Raw genomic sequence first — 16,251 nt, 5'->3', positions numbered from 1 at the left:
CGACATCATGGGCGAGATCAACGCCGCCAACCGCGAGCAGACCACCGGCATCGAGGAAATCAATTCCGCCATCACGCAGATGGACGACGTCACCCGGCAAAACGCCAGCCTCGTGGAGGAATCCGCCGCCGCAGCCACCAGCCTGCAAACTCAGGCCGACACCCTGGCCCAGTTGGTGGCCACCTTCAACCTGGGCACCCAGGCCGATGCGCCGGCCGCCGGCGCCAGCCAGAACGCGCATGCCGGCCAGTCCGCCGGCGCGCGCCAACAACAGGCCGGCGGCGCGGCCAAGGCCCAGCCTTCCGCCGCCCCCCGCCTGCCCTCGGCGCCGGAAAAGGTCGTCAGCCCGGCGCCCCAACGCCCCCGCCGCGAGACCAAGACCGAAGCCCCGGCCTCCGCAGCCGGCCATCCCGCACTGCGCGCGCCCGGCAAACCGGCCCCCGCCACGGCCGACACGGAAGAATGGACGGAATTCTAAAGTCCTGACCCGGCCCGCCCCATTCCCCGGAACGGGGCTTTTCAATACAATCAGCGCATGATGCGCAGCCGGCCCGCCTCGCGCGGGCCGTTTGTTTTTCATTCCAAGGAGACACCCCCGTGCGTACCGGTATACTGCTGGCCACCCTGACCACCGCGCTGTTCACATTGCCATTGCCCAGTCTGGCCCAGGTCAAGATCGGCGTCGTCACGTCGGCCACCGGTCCCACCGCGCTGGTCGGCATCCCCCAGAAAAACACGGTGCCTCTGCTGCCCACCCGGGCGGGCGGCCTGACCATCGACTACATCAGCCTGGACGACGCCAGCGATCCCACGCAAACCGTCACGGCGTTCAAGAAACTGATTTCCGAAGACCACGTGGACGCCATCATCGGGCCCACCGGCTCGCCCAATGCCATGAGCGTGCTGCAATTCGCTGCCGAATCCGGTACGCCCATGCTGGCGCCGGTGGGGGCGGCATCCATCGTGCTGCCCATGACGGACCAGAAGAAATGGGCCTTCAAGACCACGCAGAACACGGACATCATCGCCCAGGCGCTGGTGCGCGACATGGTCAAGCGCGGCATCCACACCGTGGGATTCATCGGCTTTTCCGATGCCTACGGCGATGACTGGTACCAGGTCTTCAGCAAACTGGCCCAGGAAAACGGCCTGAAACTGACGGTCGCGGAACGTTATCAACGCACGGACAGCTCCGTCACAGGCCAGGCCCTGAAGCTGCTGGCCGCCAAGCCCGATGCCATCCTGATCGCCGGAACGGGCGGCGCCGCGGCCCTGCCCCAGTCCACTCTGGCGCAGCAGGGATACAAGGGGCAGTTCTACCAGACCCACGGCGCAGCCCTGCCTGCTTTCCTGAAGCTGGGCGGCAAGGCCACGGAAGGCACCATCCTGGCCGCCAGCCTGATGCTGGTACTGCCTGAAATCGCGGACAGCAACCCGTCCAAGCCCATCGCCCAGGACTATATCCAGCGCTATGAGGCTCGCTACCAAGAGCGTCCGGCGACCTTCGGCGCCAACGTGTACGACGCCGGACTGCTGCTGCAACACGCCATCCCCGCAGCGGCAAAGGCCGCGCAGCCGGGCACCGCGGCCTTTCGCAAAGCCCTGCGCGATGCCCTGGAGCAGACGCACGAACTGGTCGCTACCCAGGGGGTCTACAACATGAGCCCCACCGACCACAGCGGCTTCGATCAGCGCGGCCGCGAACTGATCACCGTGAAAAACGGCGCCTGGACGCTGCTGCGCTGACGACTACGACTTCTGGGCGTCCAGTTTCTTTTTCAGGGCGTCCAGAGGCAAGGCGCCATTGACCCGGCTGCCGTCGGCAAAGAACAGGGCAGGCGTCCCCTGGATGTTCAGCTTGCGCCCCAGCGCCAGGTTTTCCTGGATGGGCGTCGGGCAATCCGCCGTTGCGGGCTGTTCGCCATTCAGCATCCAGGCCTTCCAGGCCTTGGCCGGATCGGGGGCGCACCAGATGTCCCGGGACCTGGTCGCCGAATCGGGCGTCAGGATCGGGAACAGGAAGGTATAGACCGTGACGTTGTCCACGTCTTCCAGGGTGCGGTGCAACTGCTTGCAATAGCCGCAATTGGGGTCTTCGAAGACGGCGACCTTGCGCGCGCCCGTGCCCTTGACCTGACGGATGGCGTGATCCAGCGGCAGGCTGTCGAACGCCACCTGCTGCAGGGCTTCCAGCCGCTCCGCCGTCAAGTCCCGGCGAGCCTTGGCATCGATCAGCGACCCCTGCAGCACATAATCCACCTGGGCATCGGTATACAGCAGATCCAGCCCCACCTGCACTTCGTAGATCCCACCCATCGGGGTCAACCGCACGGCATCCACCCGGATGCCGGGAAACCGCTGCTCGAAGGCCCGGGTGATGGCCTGGGCCTGCTGCGGCGCCGGCGTCGTAGCGGTCACCTTGGCATCCGAGGGCGTGGACATGCCCCCCGTCGCCGTCACCACCCCATCGGCGGACGCCGCGGCCGAATGCTCGGGCTGAGTGCCCAGCACCTGATCCGCAGGCTGGGCTTGCACGGTCAGGCTGGCGCACAGCAGCAGCCCGGCCAGACTTGAAAAATGTTTCATGGAAAAAACCTCTCGATACCGAATGGGACGATCCGACCGGGATCAATCCCCGGCGGCCGCCCGAATCAATTGACGCTTCAGGAAAGGCAGGCGGTCCGCCACCTGCATGCCCTGGTTACGCGCCCAGGCCAGCGGGGCGCACTGCGTGCCGAACAGACGATGCAGGCCATGCGTCACAGCCCCCATCGCCCAGACCGGTTCGGCCCGCTGGCGACGGTAGCGGGCAAGCACCCGCGAATCGCCGGGCGAACGGTAGGATTCCCGGGCCTGCAGCACCTGCATCATAGCTTGCACATCGCCCAGCCCCAGATTCAGGCCTTGCCCCGCCAGGGGATGCACACGATGGGCGGCATCGCCCACCAGCGCCACGCCCGGCGCCACCATGGCCGTCCGTTCCAGGGTCAGGGGGAATCCTTGGGGCTGCGTGCGCAGGCGCAAGCGCCCCAGGCGCCCGCCTGTGATGGACTGCGCGTGGGCGGCCAGATAAGCCTGCTGCGCCTGGGAGTCCAGGGCCAGCCAATCGCGCGCGCGCCCCTCCGGCAGCGACCAGACCAGTGAGGCCTGCGGCCCATCCGCCGTATCCGGCATCGGCAGCAAGGCAAAGACACTGTCTCCCGTGAACCATTGATACGCGCGCTTTTGGTGCGGACGTTCGATATCCAGATGAGCCACCACGCCCATATCGCCATAGGGCGTGTAGTCGTGATGGATACGGGCTGCCTGCCGTACCGGCGAGCGCGCGCCATCGGCGCCGACCAGAAGATCCGGCTGCCACTGCCTCCCCTGTGCCGTGGTGACGGTGATCCCGGTATCTTGTGTGATCAGCCCGGCGAACTGATCCTCGTGCCAGGCGATCCCCATGACTTGCACAGCCTGCTGCAGGGCTCGTTCGATTTCACCGGACTCGACGATCCAGGCCAGCGCGTCGCGGGCATCCTGCCAAGCGGAAAGATCCAGGCAGCCGTTCGCATCGCCATGGATTTCCATGGCTTCGACCGGGGTGATGCGGCGGGCGTCGATCAGCCGCCAGGCACCCAGGCGATCCAGCAGCGCGCGGCTGGCATCGGAAATCGCATACACCCGCGGATGGTAATCGTCAGCCGCCCGCGCGGACGGCACGTGGCGCGGCCCCAGCAGGTCCACCGACAGACCGGAGCGAGACAGCCCCAAAGCGCACGCCAGGCCGGCGATGCCGGTACCGCACACAAGGATGGATGGTTGTGTCATGGTGTCTTTTCATCAACGGGCGCTGGGCGCCCCGGCCTGGGCAGGCCACAGCAGCCACATCCGGCCCGGCTGTTTCATCCGCCCGGCCGCGGCGCCGGCCTGATCGCCTGTGCCCCAATAGAAATCCGCGCGCGCCGCGCCCCGGATGGCCGCCCCCGTATCCTGAGCGAACACCAGGCGCTGCAGGGGACCCGCCCCGCCCGGTTGGCGGGTGGCCAGCCAGACCGGCGTGCCCAGCGGCACGAAATCCGTATCGACGGCAATCGAGCGCTGCGCCATCAGCGGCACCCCATAAGCGCCCCGAGGGCCGAGTTCCGGATCATCGATGGCTTCCTCGCGGAAAAACACCATGGCCGGGTTGACGTTGAGCATCTGCTGCACGCGATCGGGATGATTGCGAGCCCATTGCTTGATATTTTGCATCGAAGTCTGCGCCAGCGGCATTTCCCCCTGCTGCGCCAGCCATTGGCCGATCGACACATAAGGACGGCCATTATGGTCGGCGTACGCCAGACGCACCACGGATCCGTCCGGCAGCACGGCGCGCCCGGACCCCTGGATCTGCAGGAAAAAGGCCTCGACCGGATCGCTGGCCCAGACGATGACGGGCGGCTGGCGGGCAGGGTCGGCGGCAATCTGCGCCCGCGTATCGTAGGGCACGATGCGCCGGCCTTCCAGCTTCCCGCGCACCCGCTTTCCGGCCAGTTCGGGATAGACGGCCCCCAGGTCCACCACCAGCAAATCTGCGGGCGTGGCATACAGCGGCCATTGGTAGGCGCCCGCGCGGCTGCGGGACGCATGAATCAAGGGCTCGTAATAACCGGTCGTCGTGCCGCTGGCCGCCTGACCGGCAGCCTGGTCCAATTGCCAGGGACGCAGATGAGTCTGCAGAAAGCTGCGCACCGGAGCGCCGGACGCCTGCGGCCCCAGCCCCGCCTGCACCGCCGCCTGACAGACCGGCTGCCAGGCCCGGGGCGCCGCCCTGGCCGGCGAGGCCAAGGATCCGGACACCGGGCGCATCAAGCCTCGGCAATCATTGAGCAAGCCCTTCCAGACATGGGCCAGATCGTCTTCGGCCCAGCCGGGCAACTGCTGCCAGGCAACCGGCACATAGCGCCCCTTCAGGACGCGCGCTGGCGTTTCCGGCAATGCGGACAAGGCGGGCACCACCAGCGGCTGCGTCACCGCGGGTTCGGCGCCGCCCGGCTCACCGGCCGGGCCTTCTTCCAGGGGAACCGAGGAACAGGCGCTCAACAAGGCCAGCATGGCCGCAGACCACAGAAGCTTTTTCATGCCAAAATCGGGTGCACTAAAATAGGCAGGATCATCAAACCGTCATCATGACACATCCGGACCCTGTTTCGCCATGACCGCCCTGCCCCCCGCCCGCATCGCCCCCAGCCTGCTGTCCGCCGATTTCGCCCGGCTGGGCGAAGAAGTCGCCGCGGTGGTGGCCGCCGGGGCGGACTGGATCCACTTCGACGTCATGGACAACCATTTCGTCCCCAACCTGACCATGGGGCCCATGGTGTGCGCAGCCCTGCGGCCGCATACCCAGGCCCCCATCGACGTGCACCTGATGGTCGAACCGGTGGACGCCCTGGTGCCCGCCTTCGCCAAGGCGGGGGCCAACATCATCAGCTTCCACCCCGAAGCCTCGCGCCACGTGGACCGCACGCTGGCGCTGATCCGCGACCATGGCTGCCAGGCCGGGCTGGTCTTCAATCCGGCCACCCCGCTGGACTGGATGGACCACGTCATGGAACGCCTGGACCTGGTGCTGCTGATGTCGGTCAACCCCGGTTTCGGCGGGCAGTCCTTCATTCCTCACACGCTGCAGAAACTGCAGCAGGCCCGCGACCGCATCGACCTCTGGCAAGCCCGGGGCGGCCAAGCCATCGCTCTGGAGATCGACGGCGGGGTCAAGCCCGATAACATCGCCGACATCCGCGCCGCCGGAGCCGACGCCTTCGTGGCAGGCTCGGCGATCTTCGGCCAGCCCGATTACCGCCAGGTCATCGCCGGCCTGCGCCAGGGCATCGCCCAAGGCGATGCCCAACGACGCACCACCGCCCGGCCGGATGAAACAATCGTTTCTTAAGCCTTTCAGTAGGACACGTTTGAACGGGAAGTGCTACCATGGCCCCGTTTGACGCACCAACTCTATCGCAATCGCCGCATCATGCACTTTGCCGGAATATTGTTTGATCTGGATGGCACCCTGGTGCATACCATCCCCGACCTGGCGGATGCCGCCAACGCCATGCGCCAAGACATGGACCTGGCGCCGTTGCCCGAGTCCCTGATCGCCACGTTCGTCGGCAAGGGCGTCGAACAGTTGGTCATCCGCACGCTCAGCCACGGCGGGCACCCACCCAGCGTCGATCAGGTCATGCGCGGCCTGGCCCGTTTCCAGGATCACTACCGCGCCCTGAACGGCCGCCACAGCCAGGTATTCCCCGGCGTGATCGCCGGGCTGCAGGCCTTTCACAGCCAGGGCGCCCGATTGGCCATCGTCACCAACAAAGGCTCCGATTTCACGGCGCCGCTGCTGCGACTCATGGGGCTGGATACCTATTTCGACGTAGTCGTCTGCGGCGACACCTGCGAACGCAAGAAACCGGACCCCCTGCCCCTGTTCCACGCCTGCGACCTGCTGGGCATCAAGCCCGCGCAGGCCCTGTTCATCGGCGACTCCATCAACGACGCGCTGGCGGCCCAGGCGGCCGGCATCCAGGTCCTGGCGCTGCCCTACGGCTACAACGAAGGCCAGCCCGTGCAGAGCCTGCCTGTGGATGCTATAGTGGATTCCCTTGTCGAGGCCGCCCAATGGGCCGCTGACCAAACACCCGAATTCGCATGAACAGCTTTCGCTATTACCCGACCGCCACCCGCGCCACCTGGCGCTGGTGGTGTTGGCGTTCCGGGTAATGGCATCCCGGGTGGCACCGATCGATCGCGCCACCCCATTTCACAGCCCGGACCTTTGATTGGCCGGGCTTTTCTGTCTCGGCCGCCCTTATCCCACAAGACCGCTATGACAGAAATCGAATTCAACGCGCTGGCCGCCCAAGGCTACAACCGCATTCCCCTGATTGCGGAAACCTACGCCGATCTGGATACGCCGCTGGCGATCTATTTGAAACTGGCTCATGCCGGCCCCGAGGCCGGACGCAACAGCTGCCTGCTGGAATCAGTGGTGGGAGGCGAGCGCTTCGGGCGCTATTCCTTCATCGGCCTGCCGGCCAAGACCCTGATCCGAGCCACCGGCACCACCACGGAAGTCGTGCGCCAGGGCCAGGTCGTCGAAACCCACGAGGGCGATCCCCTGACCTTCATCGAGGCCTTCCAGAAACGGTTCCGCGTCGCCCTGCGCCCGGGCATGCCGCGTTTCGCGGGCGGCCTGGCCGGCTATTTCGGCTACGACACCGTGCGCCACATCGAACCGCGCCTGGGCCCCTGCGTCAAGCCGCGCCCCGCCGGCCAACAGCCTGGCACACCCGACATCATGCTGATGCAGGTCGATGAACTGGTCATCGTCGACAACCTGGCGGGCCGCACCTACCTGATCGTCTACGCCGATCCGCAGCAGCCCGAGGCCTACGCCCTGGCCCGCCGGCGCCTGAAGGCCCTGCGCGAAAAGCTGCGCACCCCGGTCGTCATCCCTTATGCCTACGCCAGCATGCAGACGCCCACGGAACGCGACTTCAAGAAGGAAGACTACATCGCCGCCGTGCTGAAGGCCAAGGAATACATCGCCGCCGGCGACCTGATGCAGGTGCAGGTCGGCCAGGTGATCGCCAAGCCCTTCCGCGACTCGCCGCTGTCGCTGTACCGGGCGCTGCGGTCCCTGAATCCGTCGCCCTACATGTACTACTGGAATTTCGACACCTTCCACGTGGTCGGGGCCTCGCCGGAAATCCTGGTGCGCAAGGACCGCGAAGTCGAAGGCGGCGAAAGCCGCGAAATGGTCACCATCCGCCCGCTGGCGGGCACCCGCAAGCGCGGCGCCACCCAGGACGACGATCTGCGCCTGGAGCAGGAACTCCTGGCCGACCCGAAAGAACGCGCCGAACACGTCATGCTCATCGACCTGGCGCGCAATGACATCGGCCGCGTCGCCAAGACCGGCTCGGTGGAGGTCACCGACACGATGACGATCGAACGCTATTCCCACGTCATGCACCTGGTGTCCAACGTGCAGGGCGAACTGAACGACGGCATGAGCAACATCGACGTGCTGCGGGCCACCTTCCCGGCCGGCACCCTGACCGGGGCGCCGAAGGTCCGCGCCATGGAAATCATCGACGAACTGGAACCCGTGCGCCGAGGCATCTACGGCGGCGCGGCCGGGTATCTCAGCTACGGCGGCGAGATGGACCTGGCCATCGCCATCCGCACCGGCGTCATCCGCGACGGCATGCTGTACGTGCAGGCCGCCGCCGGCATCGTCGCCGATTCGGACCCCGAAAAGGAATGGCAGGAAACCGAAGCCAAGGCCCGGGCGCTGCTGCGGGCGGCGGAACAGGTGCAGTTCGGGCTGGATGAGCCTATCTAACGTTCCGCATGGGCATTAACCGGACAGGCCCTTAGGCCTGCCCTAAGCCACAGCAGCAGCCCTTCGCCGCGCCATCTACGGACGGCGCGGCTTGGTGCGATGCGGCGATCCGATCAGCGCACCAGCGAATCGCGCGTGATGTCCGCGATGGTGCGCGCGCCCGTCAGGGTCATGGCGACGCGCATTTCCTTTTCGATCAGGGACAGCAGATTCGCCACCCCGGCCTGGCCGCCGACGGCCAGGGCGTACAGCCAGGCGCGGCCCAGCAGCACGGTGTCCGCGCCCAGCGCCAGCATGCGCACCACGTCCAGCCCGGTGCGCACGCCCGAATCGGCCAGCACGGTGATCTGTCCCTTGACCGCGTCCGCGATCGCCGGCAGCGCGCGGGCCGTGGACAGCACGCCGTCCAGCTGGCGGCCGCCGTGGTTGGACACGATGATGCCGTCGGCGCCGAAACGGACCGCTTCCCGCGCATCGTCGGGGTCCAGGATGCCCTTGATCACCATCGGCCCTTTCCAGAAATCCCGGATCCACTGCAGATCTTTCCAGGAAATCGACGGATCGAAATTGGTCCCCAGCCAGCCGATATAGTCTTCCAGGCCGGTGGATTTTCCCAGGTATTTGGACACGTTGCCCAGATCGTGCGGCCGCCCCCACAGACCCACGTCCCAGGCCCAGCGCGGATGCAGCACGGCCTGCGCATAGCGGCGCCAAGCCGCATAGGGACCGCTCATGCCCGCGTGGGCGTCGCGGTAGCGGGCGCCCGGCACCGGCATGTCCACCGTGAATACCAGGGTGGACACCCCCGCGGCCTGGGCGCGTTCCAGCACGCTTTTCATGAAGCCGCGATCCTTCAGCACATACAGCTGGAACCACATCGGCCGGCTGATGGCGGGCGCGACTTCCTCGATCGAGCAGACCGACACCGTGGACATGGTGTACGGGATGCCGTGAGCATCCGCCGCCCGCGCCACCTGGACCTCGCCCCGGCGGGCGTACATGCCGGTCAGGCCGACCGGCGCCAGCGCCACCGGCATGGACAGGGTCTCGCCGAATACACGGGTCGTCAGATCGAGCTGCGACATGTCATTGAGCACCCGCTGGCGCAAAGCCACCCCCGATAGGTCGCTGACATTATGCTGCAGCGTGTATTCGGCATACGCCCCGCCGTCGGCATAATGAAACAGGAAGGGGGGCAGGCAGCGCTGGGCTGCTGCGCGGTAATCGGTGGATGCGGAAATGATCATGGCGGCTCGAATAAAAATCAGGAAAAATGCGACAGGCGCGAGGATCGGGCCCGACGGGCCTCGTCCTCGTCCATGGCGCGCACGGTGGCATGCACGAACTCAAGGTGTTGCCAGACCGTCGCCCGGGCGGCTTCGGCATCGCCGCGCAAAATGGCGTCCATCACGGCCTGATGCTGCTGGGCCAGCTGCACGTGCGTGTGTCGCACCGTATACATGCGCTGGCGGTTTTCCGTGACCGTCGCCCGCAGCAGGTCGAACAAGCCGTGCATCATCTGCAACAGCACGGCATTGTGGGATGCCTCGGCGATGGCCAAGTGGAACTGGGCATCGGCGCGGGCGCTCAGTTCCGGGTCGTCGTGCCCCTGAAACCGCTGCAGATCGTCGAAACGCGCCCGGATCTTCGCGCGGTCTTCCGGCGTCGCCCGCAAGGCGGCATGCCAGGCGGTGCCGCCTTCCAGCGCATGGCGGGCTTCCAGCACGTCGTAACGGTATTCGGGGTCGTCGGACACCAGATCGCCCAGCGTCCGCACCAACTGCTGGCGCGGCCAGGCAGCCCCTCCGGCCCCTGGCGCCTGCACATAGGTGCCCCCGCCCTGACGGCTGCGCAACAGGCCCTGGCTGGCCAGGTGCTGAATAGCCTCGCGCACGGAGGGCCGCGAAGCGCCCAGTTGCAGGGCCAACTGCCGTTCGGCGGGCAGACGGTCGCCCGGTTGCAGACCCTGATCCGTGATCAGGGCCTGCAACTGTCCGACAAGTCGATCCGAAAGGCGCGTGGTCGTCATGGTCATAGAGCGTGAACCATCCAGGGCAGGATATACGCCCGCCGGGCGGTGAACAAGACAGATTGTTCCCGCCCCACTAAATGGTATTACCACTACCAGGACGGAAATCATGGTGTGGATTATAGAAACATGGGATTTTCCTGGTCAACACAAATACAGGTAATCGGCGAAATTCAATATTGGTATTACCAATTTTGTGCTGACTGCTTTCATCCTGCGACCCGCTGGTTTTCACGGCTCGACAGCCGGCCCGTCGGCGCGTTAGAATCACTGCATGATTTTTCACGCGACCTCGCACACATCGACTTGGTGGCGCCTCTCTTAGAGGCGGCATCCTCATGCGTGTTTTTTCGCACTTTGCCGCCGTTCTGGCCGGCAAATCTTTATTCCCCACCTGTCTCCAGTACGGCGGTTTCTGACCAAGGAAATGCTTGATCATGAAGCTTCTGATGCTCGACAACTACGATTCCTTCACCTACAACCTGGTGCAGTACTTCGGCGAACTGGGGGTCCAGGTCGACGTCGTGCGCAACGACCAGATCGACCTGGCCGGCGTGGAGTCCCTGAATCCGGACCGTATCTGCGTCTCGCCCGGTCCCTGCACACCGGCCGAAGCCGGCATTTCCATTGATCTGATCCGCCACTTCGCGGGGCGCATGCCCATCCTGGGCGTATGCCTGGGCCACCAGGCCATCGGCGCGGCCTATGGGGGGCGCATCGTTCGCGCCCGGGAACTCATGCACGGCAAGATCTCGCCCATCACGCATACCGGCAGCGATCTCTTCGCCGGACTGCCCTCTCCCTTCGACGTCACGCGTTACCACTCCCTGGCCATCGAGCGCGCCTCGCTGCCGGACTGTCTGACCATTACGGCCGAAACGGCGGATGGGGAAATCATGGGGGTCGCGCACAAGACCCTGCCCGTCTACGGGGTGCAATTCCATCCGGAATCCATCCTCAGCGAACACGGCCACGCCTTGCTGCGCAATTTCCTGAACCTCTGAAATCCGCCCCCCTCGAAAGGAATTCCCGTCATGCCTTTGATCACCCCGAACGAAGCCCTGGTCCGCTGCATCGAACACCGCGAAATCTTCCACGACGAAATGCTGGAACTCATGCGCATGCTGATGCGCGGGGAAATGTCGCCGCAGCTGGCCAGCGCCCTGCTGATGGGCCTGCGCGTCAAAAAAGAAACCGTGGGGGAAATCACCGCCGCCGCCCAGGTCATGCGGGAATTCGCGCTGGGCGTGACGACCCCCTATCCCCAGGATCTGCTGGACATGTGCGGCACCGGCGGCGACGGCTCGCACACCTTCAATATTTCCACAGCCGCCATGTTCGTGGCCGCCGCCGGCGGGGTCAAGATCGCCAAGCACGGCAACCGCAGCGCCTCGTCCTCGTCGGGCAGCGCGGACGTGCTGGAAGCGCTGGGGGTCTGCATCACGGCCACACCCGAACAGGTGGCCGAATCGATCGATGCCACCGGTATCGGCTTCATGTTCGCCCCGGCCCACCATGGCGCCATGAAAAACGTGGCGGCCGTGCGCCGCGAACTGGGGGTGCGCACCATCTTCAACATCCTGGGGCCGCTGACCAATCCGGCGGGCGCCGAGAACCAGTTGATGGGCGTCTTCCACCCCGATCTGGTGGGCATCCAGGTGCGCGTCCTGCAGCGACTGGGGTCGCGCCACGTGCTGATCGTCCATGGGAAAGACGGCATGGACGAAGCTTCCCTGGGCGCCGCCACCCTGATCGGCGAACTGAAGGACGGCCAGGTGCGGGAATATGAAATCCATCCGGAAGACTTCGGCATGGCCATGGTGTCCAACCGCAGCATCAAGGTCGCCAACCGCGATGAATCCGCGCAACTGGTGCGCGCCGCCCTGGACAACACGGCAGGCACGGCCCGCGACATTGTCATCCTGAACGCCGGCCTGGCCCTGTATGCGGGCAATCAAGCCGACTCCATCCCGCACGGCATCACCCGCGCAACGGAACTCATCGCCTCGGGCGCGGCCCGCGACAAGCTGGAACAATTCAGTCAGTACACGCAAAGGTTTGCATCATGAGCGACATCCTCAAACAGATCCTGGACACCAAGCGCATCGAGGTCGCCACGGCCCGGCAGATGCGCAGCGAATCCGAACTGCTGCGCGAAGCCCGAAGCCGCAAGGACATCCGGGGGTTCGCCCGCGCCATCGAAGACAAGATCGCCCAAGGCAAGCCCGCCGTGATCGCCGAAATCAAGAAGGCCTCGCCTTCCAAGGGCGTGATCCGCGCGGACTTCCACCCGAGCGACATCGCCACCAGCTACGCCTGCCACGGCGCCGCCTGCCTGTCGGTCCTGACCGATGTGCAGTATTTCCAGGGTGGCTACGACCACCTGCGCCAGGCGCGCGCCGCCTGCAGCCTGCCGGTCCTGCGCAAGGACTTCCTGATCGATCCCTATCAGGTCATCCATGCCCGCGCGCTGGGCGCCGACTGCGTGCTGCTGATCGCCGCCGCCCTGGAACCCGCCCAGATGCGCGAACTGGAAGCCGTCGCCATCGACCTGGGCATGGACGTGCTGGTCGAAATCCACGATCGCAGCGAACTGGACGCCGCCCTGACGCTGCAGACACCGCTGCTGGGCATCAACAACCGCAACCTGCGCACCTTCGACACCCGACTGGACACGACCCTGTCCATGCTCAAGGACCTGCCCGAAGGCAAGCGCGTCGTCACCGAAAGCGGCATCCTGCAGCCCGCGGACGTGGACCGGATGCGCGAACACGGCGTGCAGGCATTCCTGGTGGGCGAGGCCTTCATGCGGGCGGAAGACCCGGGCACCGCGCTGCACGAACTGTTTTTCGATCGGGCATAAAGCCACCCTGGCCCGCTGCGCCTGCGGCAGCCCAGGTCCGAGCGGACCGCCGCCCCGCCAACAGCCCGCCGCATCCGCGCCCCTGCGCACAGGCACCATGATGACGTCACCTGACATCCCCCTCCGCACGCACTGCCCCCTGTGCGGCCCTGCCCCGTCCGGGCTGCTTTGGGAAGACGCGCAATTGCGCGTGATCCGCGTGGACGACAGCCCCTTTCCCGGCTACATTCGCGTCATCTGGCGCAGTCACGCGGCCGAAATGACGGACCTTTCCCCCGCCGAACGCGACCATCTGATGCGAGCGGTCTACCGGGTGGAAGCCCTGCAGCGTCAAATGCTCCAGCCCGACAAGATCAACCTGGCCAGCCTCGGCAATCAGGTGCCCCACCTGCACTGGCACCTGATCCCGCGCTGGCGCGCAGACCCCTGCTTTCCCGACGCCATCTGGGCGCCCGGCCATCACGACCCAGTCCGTCAGGCCGCCTGGCAGCAGCAGGCACAGGATCTTTCAGCCCGTGTCCCCGCCCTGCACGATGCCATCGCCACCACGCTCAAGGGCACGTGATATGCGCCCGCGCGACACCTGATAGCAGGCATCGATCCACAATCCCGGATTGCTTCGACACGTCCCGCGCCCCCGGCATCCGCCCAGGATCCGCGCCGCTGCCCCTTCCCCTGTCAAAGCCGCTTCCTCCCTCCTCTCCTCCTTCCGCTCACATGCGCACACCCCCCGCGACACCCCGCACTGACGCCGCCCCCGCCACTCTGGCCCGCACGCTGAAAAACCGCCACATCCAGATGATCGCCCTGGGCGGAGCCATCGGCACCGGCCTGTTCTACGGCTCGGCCGCGTCCATCCAACTGGTCGGCCCCGGCATCATCCTGTCCTATCTGATCGGCGGGCTGATGATCTACCTGATCATGCGCATGCTGGGCGAGATGTCCACGCAGGAACCGGTATCCGGCGCCTTCAGCCATTTCGCCTACCGCTACTGGGGCGGTTTCGCCGGCTTCCTGTCCGGCTGGAACTACTGGCTGCTCTACGTGCTGGTCAGCATGGCGGAATTGTCGGTGGTGGGCATCTACGTGAACTACTGGCTGCCGGACTTTCCCGCCTGGGCCAGCGCCCTGGCCGTGCTGCTCAGCATCACAGCCCTGAACCTGCTGAACGTGCGCCTGTATGGCGAAAGCGAATTCTGGCTGGCCTTCATCAAGATCGCCGCCATCATCGGCATGATCGTCCTGGGCTTGCTGTTGATCTTCCTGGGCTCCGACCAGAAGGCCAGCGGCCTGAGCAATCTGTGGGCGCACGGCGGCTTCCTGCCCAACGGCATCCACGGCCTGCTGCTGTCGCTGGTCGTCGTGATGTTTTCCTTTGGCGGCACCGAGCTCATCGGCATCACCGCCGGCGAAGCCGACGATCCGCGACGCAGCATCCCCAGGGCCATCAACCAGGTGCTGTGGCGCATCCTGCTGTTCTACGTGGGCGCCCTGGCGGTGCTGGTCATCCTGTACCCCTGGAACCAGATCGGCACCCAGGGCAGCCCTTTCGTGCTGATCTTCTCCAACCTGGGCATCCCCGCCGCGCCCGACATCCTGAACCTGGTGGTGCTGACCGCCGCGATTTCGGTCTACAACAGCGGCATGTACAGCAACGGGCGCATGCTCTACAGCCTGGCTCAGCAAGGCAATGCGCCCCGAATCTTCCTGCGCCTGAGCCCGCGCCAGGTACCCTGGGCGGGCATCCTGTTTTCCTCGGCCTGCACGCTGGTGATCGTGGTGATCAATTTCCTGGTGCCCGAAGGCGCCTTCATGCGGATCATGGCGGTCGCCACCGCCGCCGCTGCGACGACCTGGATGATGATCGTGCTGGTGCACCTGCGCTTCCGACGGGCGCACGATGCTTCCAAGCTGCATTTCCTGTCCCCCGGGTTCCCCTGGGTGAACTACCTGTGCGCGGCGTTCCTGGTAGGGCTGGTCGCGCTGATGACGCAACTGGACGACACCCGGCCGGCGGTCTACGTGCTGCCGGTGTGGTTGGGGGTGTTGTATGCGGGGTATCGCTTGCGCCAGCAATCATCGCGGGCTACGCAAGACCCCCCGGGCTCTTGACGCACCTGATGCGTCATGGGGGCTGATGCGCCCTGTTCGGCGGTCGGTCCGCCCAGGGCGCGCCCCCGCGAGGCCCTCAATCGGTATAGAAATCCAGCATGTGGCGCGCCACACAGGCGAACATCTCCAGCCCTGTGACCGTGCGGCACCCCGCGGCCCGCGCTGCGGCGATCAACGGCGACACCGCCGGCTCTGTGATGACATCGCCCACGATCATGCCGGCGGTCAGCGATTCCACCAGCACGGGCGAAGGATCGCCCCCCCGCATCCCCATGGGCGTGGCATTGACCACCAGATCGAGTCCGGCCGGATCCGAGGATGCCGCCGACACCGCCCCCAGGCCCAGAGACGCAAGACGCTCGACCAGATGCCCCTGGCGCTGGGCGTCCTGATCGCAGATGCCCAGGGACGCCACACCGGCATCGAGCAACGCCTGAGCAATCGCCGAGCCGGCTCCGCCCGCCCCCACGAGCAGCGCCCGCTTGCCGCGCGGCTCGAACCCGGTATCGCGCAGGGCCTGCACGAACCCCAGGCCATCGACCTGGTCGCCGAACCACTTCCCATCGCCCATGCGCCGCACGACATTGGCTGAACCGAGGAAACGCGCCCGCTCGCTCAGTTCGTCACACTGCCCGGCGGCGCCAAATTTATGCGGCACGGTCGCGATGATGCCATCGACATTGAGCGTGGCCTTCGCCCCCGCGAAAAAGGCCATCAGCGACTCGCGGCTGACATGAGCCGGCACCACGATCGCATCCGCCCCCCGCTCGGTAAGCCCGGCCGTCATCCCGGCAGGCGATTTCACCTGGGCGATGGGATCTCCCACGATGTAATAAAGCCGCGTCTTCCCTGACAAATTCAACATGCTTCCCAACC

At 66.0% G+C, this 16,251-nt stretch carries 16 protein-coding genes and 1 pseudogene; 11 read left to right on the top strand and 6 right to left on the bottom strand.

What is annotated here, in order from left to right; translation table 11 throughout:
* Window positions 1-478: pseudogene (locus WBG56_RS03645) on the top strand (methyl-accepting chemotaxis protein); the annotation flags it as partial.
* Window positions 479-597: 119 nt separating this feature from the next.
* Window positions 598-1,746 (top strand): ABC transporter substrate-binding protein, encoded by a 1,149-nt coding sequence (locus tag WBG56_RS03640; RefSeq protein WP_424265353.1) that lies wholly within the window; start codon window positions 598-600, stop codon window positions 1,744-1,746.
* A gap of 3 nt (window positions 1,747-1,749) precedes the next feature.
* Here WBG56_RS03640 and WBG56_RS03635 read toward each other — a convergent pair whose 3' ends face one another.
* The 3 genes from WBG56_RS03635 to WBG56_RS03625 are packed head-to-tail and all read right to left on the bottom strand — an operon-like array spanning window position 1,750 to window position 5,106.
* Window positions 1,750-2,586 carry a DsbC family protein gene (locus WBG56_RS03635; RefSeq protein ID WP_424265351.1) on the bottom strand — a complete coding sequence of 279 codons (837 nt, stop codon included), beginning with the start codon at window positions 2,584-2,586 and terminating at the stop codon, window positions 1,750-1,752.
* Window positions 2,587-2,628: 42 nt separating this feature from the next.
* On the bottom strand, window positions 2,629-3,813 hold the full coding sequence (locus WBG56_RS03630; RefSeq protein ID WP_424265349.1) for an FAD-dependent monooxygenase: 1,185 nt from the start codon (window positions 3,811-3,813) through the stop codon (window positions 2,629-2,631).
* Between the two features lie 12 nt (window positions 3,814-3,825).
* Entirely contained in the window at window positions 3,826-5,106 is a 1,281-nt protein-coding gene (locus tag WBG56_RS03625; RefSeq protein WP_424265347.1) for a murein transglycosylase A, read from the bottom strand.
* Between the two features lie 73 nt (window positions 5,107-5,179).
* On the opposite strand from WBG56_RS03625, the gene rpe reads away from it, so the two are divergent.
* The 3 genes from rpe to trpE all read left to right on the top strand — a co-directional run bounded on the left by rpe (window position 5,180) and on the right by trpE (window position 8,371).
* Window positions 5,180-5,914, top strand: a complete 735-nt coding sequence (rpe, locus tag WBG56_RS03620; RefSeq protein ID WP_424265345.1) for a ribulose-phosphate 3-epimerase — start codon at window positions 5,180-5,182, stop codon at window positions 5,912-5,914.
* A gap of 81 nt (window positions 5,915-5,995) precedes the next feature.
* Window positions 5,996-6,676, top strand: a complete 681-nt coding sequence (locus WBG56_RS03615; protein WP_424265357.1) for a phosphoglycolate phosphatase — start codon at window positions 5,996-5,998, stop codon at window positions 6,674-6,676.
* Between the two features lie 174 nt (window positions 6,677-6,850).
* Entirely contained in the window at window positions 6,851-8,371 is a 1,521-nt protein-coding gene (trpE, locus tag WBG56_RS03610) for an anthranilate synthase component I (RefSeq protein WP_424265343.1), read from the top strand.
* 113 nt (window positions 8,372-8,484) lie between these two features.
* Here trpE and lldD read toward each other — a convergent pair whose 3' ends face one another.
* The gene (gene lldD / locus WBG56_RS03605; RefSeq protein WP_424265341.1) at window positions 8,485-9,618 is read right to left on the bottom strand and encodes an FMN-dependent L-lactate dehydrogenase LldD; all 1,134 of its coding nucleotides are present in this window, start codon (window positions 9,616-9,618) and stop codon (window positions 8,485-8,487) included.
* A gap of 17 nt (window positions 9,619-9,635) precedes the next feature.
* A complete protein-coding gene (gene lldR, locus WBG56_RS03600; RefSeq protein WP_424265339.1) occupies window positions 9,636-10,406 on the bottom strand; it encodes a transcriptional regulator LldR in 771 nt (256 codons plus the stop codon).
* Between the two features lie 123 nt (window positions 10,407-10,529).
* Here lldR and WBG56_RS03595 point away from each other — a divergent pair, with 123 nt between their 5' ends.
* From WBG56_RS03595 to WBG56_RS03570, 6 genes are all read left to right on the top strand, one after another.
* Complete coding sequence (locus WBG56_RS03595) at window positions 10,530-10,835, top strand: hypothetical protein (RefSeq protein WP_424265337.1); 306 nt, start codon at window positions 10,530-10,532, stop codon at window positions 10,833-10,835.
* Between the two features lie 2 nt (window positions 10,836-10,837).
* The gene (locus WBG56_RS03590) at window positions 10,838-11,404 is read left to right on the top strand and encodes an anthranilate synthase component II (RefSeq protein WP_424265335.1); all 567 of its coding nucleotides are present in this window, start codon (window positions 10,838-10,840) and stop codon (window positions 11,402-11,404) included.
* A gap of 30 nt (window positions 11,405-11,434) precedes the next feature.
* Window positions 11,435-12,469: an anthranilate phosphoribosyltransferase gene (trpD, locus tag WBG56_RS03585; RefSeq protein WP_424265333.1), complete on the top strand. Its 1,035-nt coding sequence runs from the start codon at window positions 11,435-11,437 to the stop codon at window positions 12,467-12,469.
* Window positions 12,466-13,263: an indole-3-glycerol phosphate synthase TrpC gene (gene trpC, locus WBG56_RS03580; RefSeq protein WP_424265331.1), complete on the top strand. Its 798-nt coding sequence runs from the start codon at window positions 12,466-12,468 to the stop codon at window positions 13,261-13,263. The genes trpD and trpC overlap by 4 nt, the downstream gene beginning before the upstream one ends.
* Window positions 13,264-13,360: 97 nt before the next feature.
* Window positions 13,361-13,828 (top strand): HIT family protein, encoded by a 468-nt coding sequence (locus tag WBG56_RS03575; RefSeq protein ID WP_424265329.1) that lies wholly within the window; start codon window positions 13,361-13,363, stop codon window positions 13,826-13,828.
* A 152-nt stretch (window positions 13,829-13,980) separates the two neighbouring features.
* Complete coding sequence (locus WBG56_RS03570) at window positions 13,981-15,375, top strand: amino acid permease (RefSeq protein WP_424265327.1); 1,395 nt, start codon at window positions 13,981-13,983, stop codon at window positions 15,373-15,375.
* Between the two features lie 76 nt (window positions 15,376-15,451).
* Here WBG56_RS03570 and WBG56_RS03565 read toward each other — a convergent pair whose 3' ends face one another.
* Window positions 15,452-16,240, bottom strand: a complete 789-nt coding sequence (locus WBG56_RS03565; RefSeq protein ID WP_424265325.1) for a shikimate dehydrogenase family protein — start codon at window positions 16,238-16,240, stop codon at window positions 15,452-15,454.
* Window positions 16,241-16,251 lie beyond the last annotated feature (11 nt).

This window comes from Castellaniella sp., assembly GCF_049671645.1.
In the GTDB taxonomy this organism is placed as follows: Bacteria; Pseudomonadota; Gammaproteobacteria; order Burkholderiales; family Burkholderiaceae_B; genus Castellaniella.
Note: the sequence above shows the minus strand (reverse complement) of the source record. Positions and strands in the feature narration are given on the sequence as shown.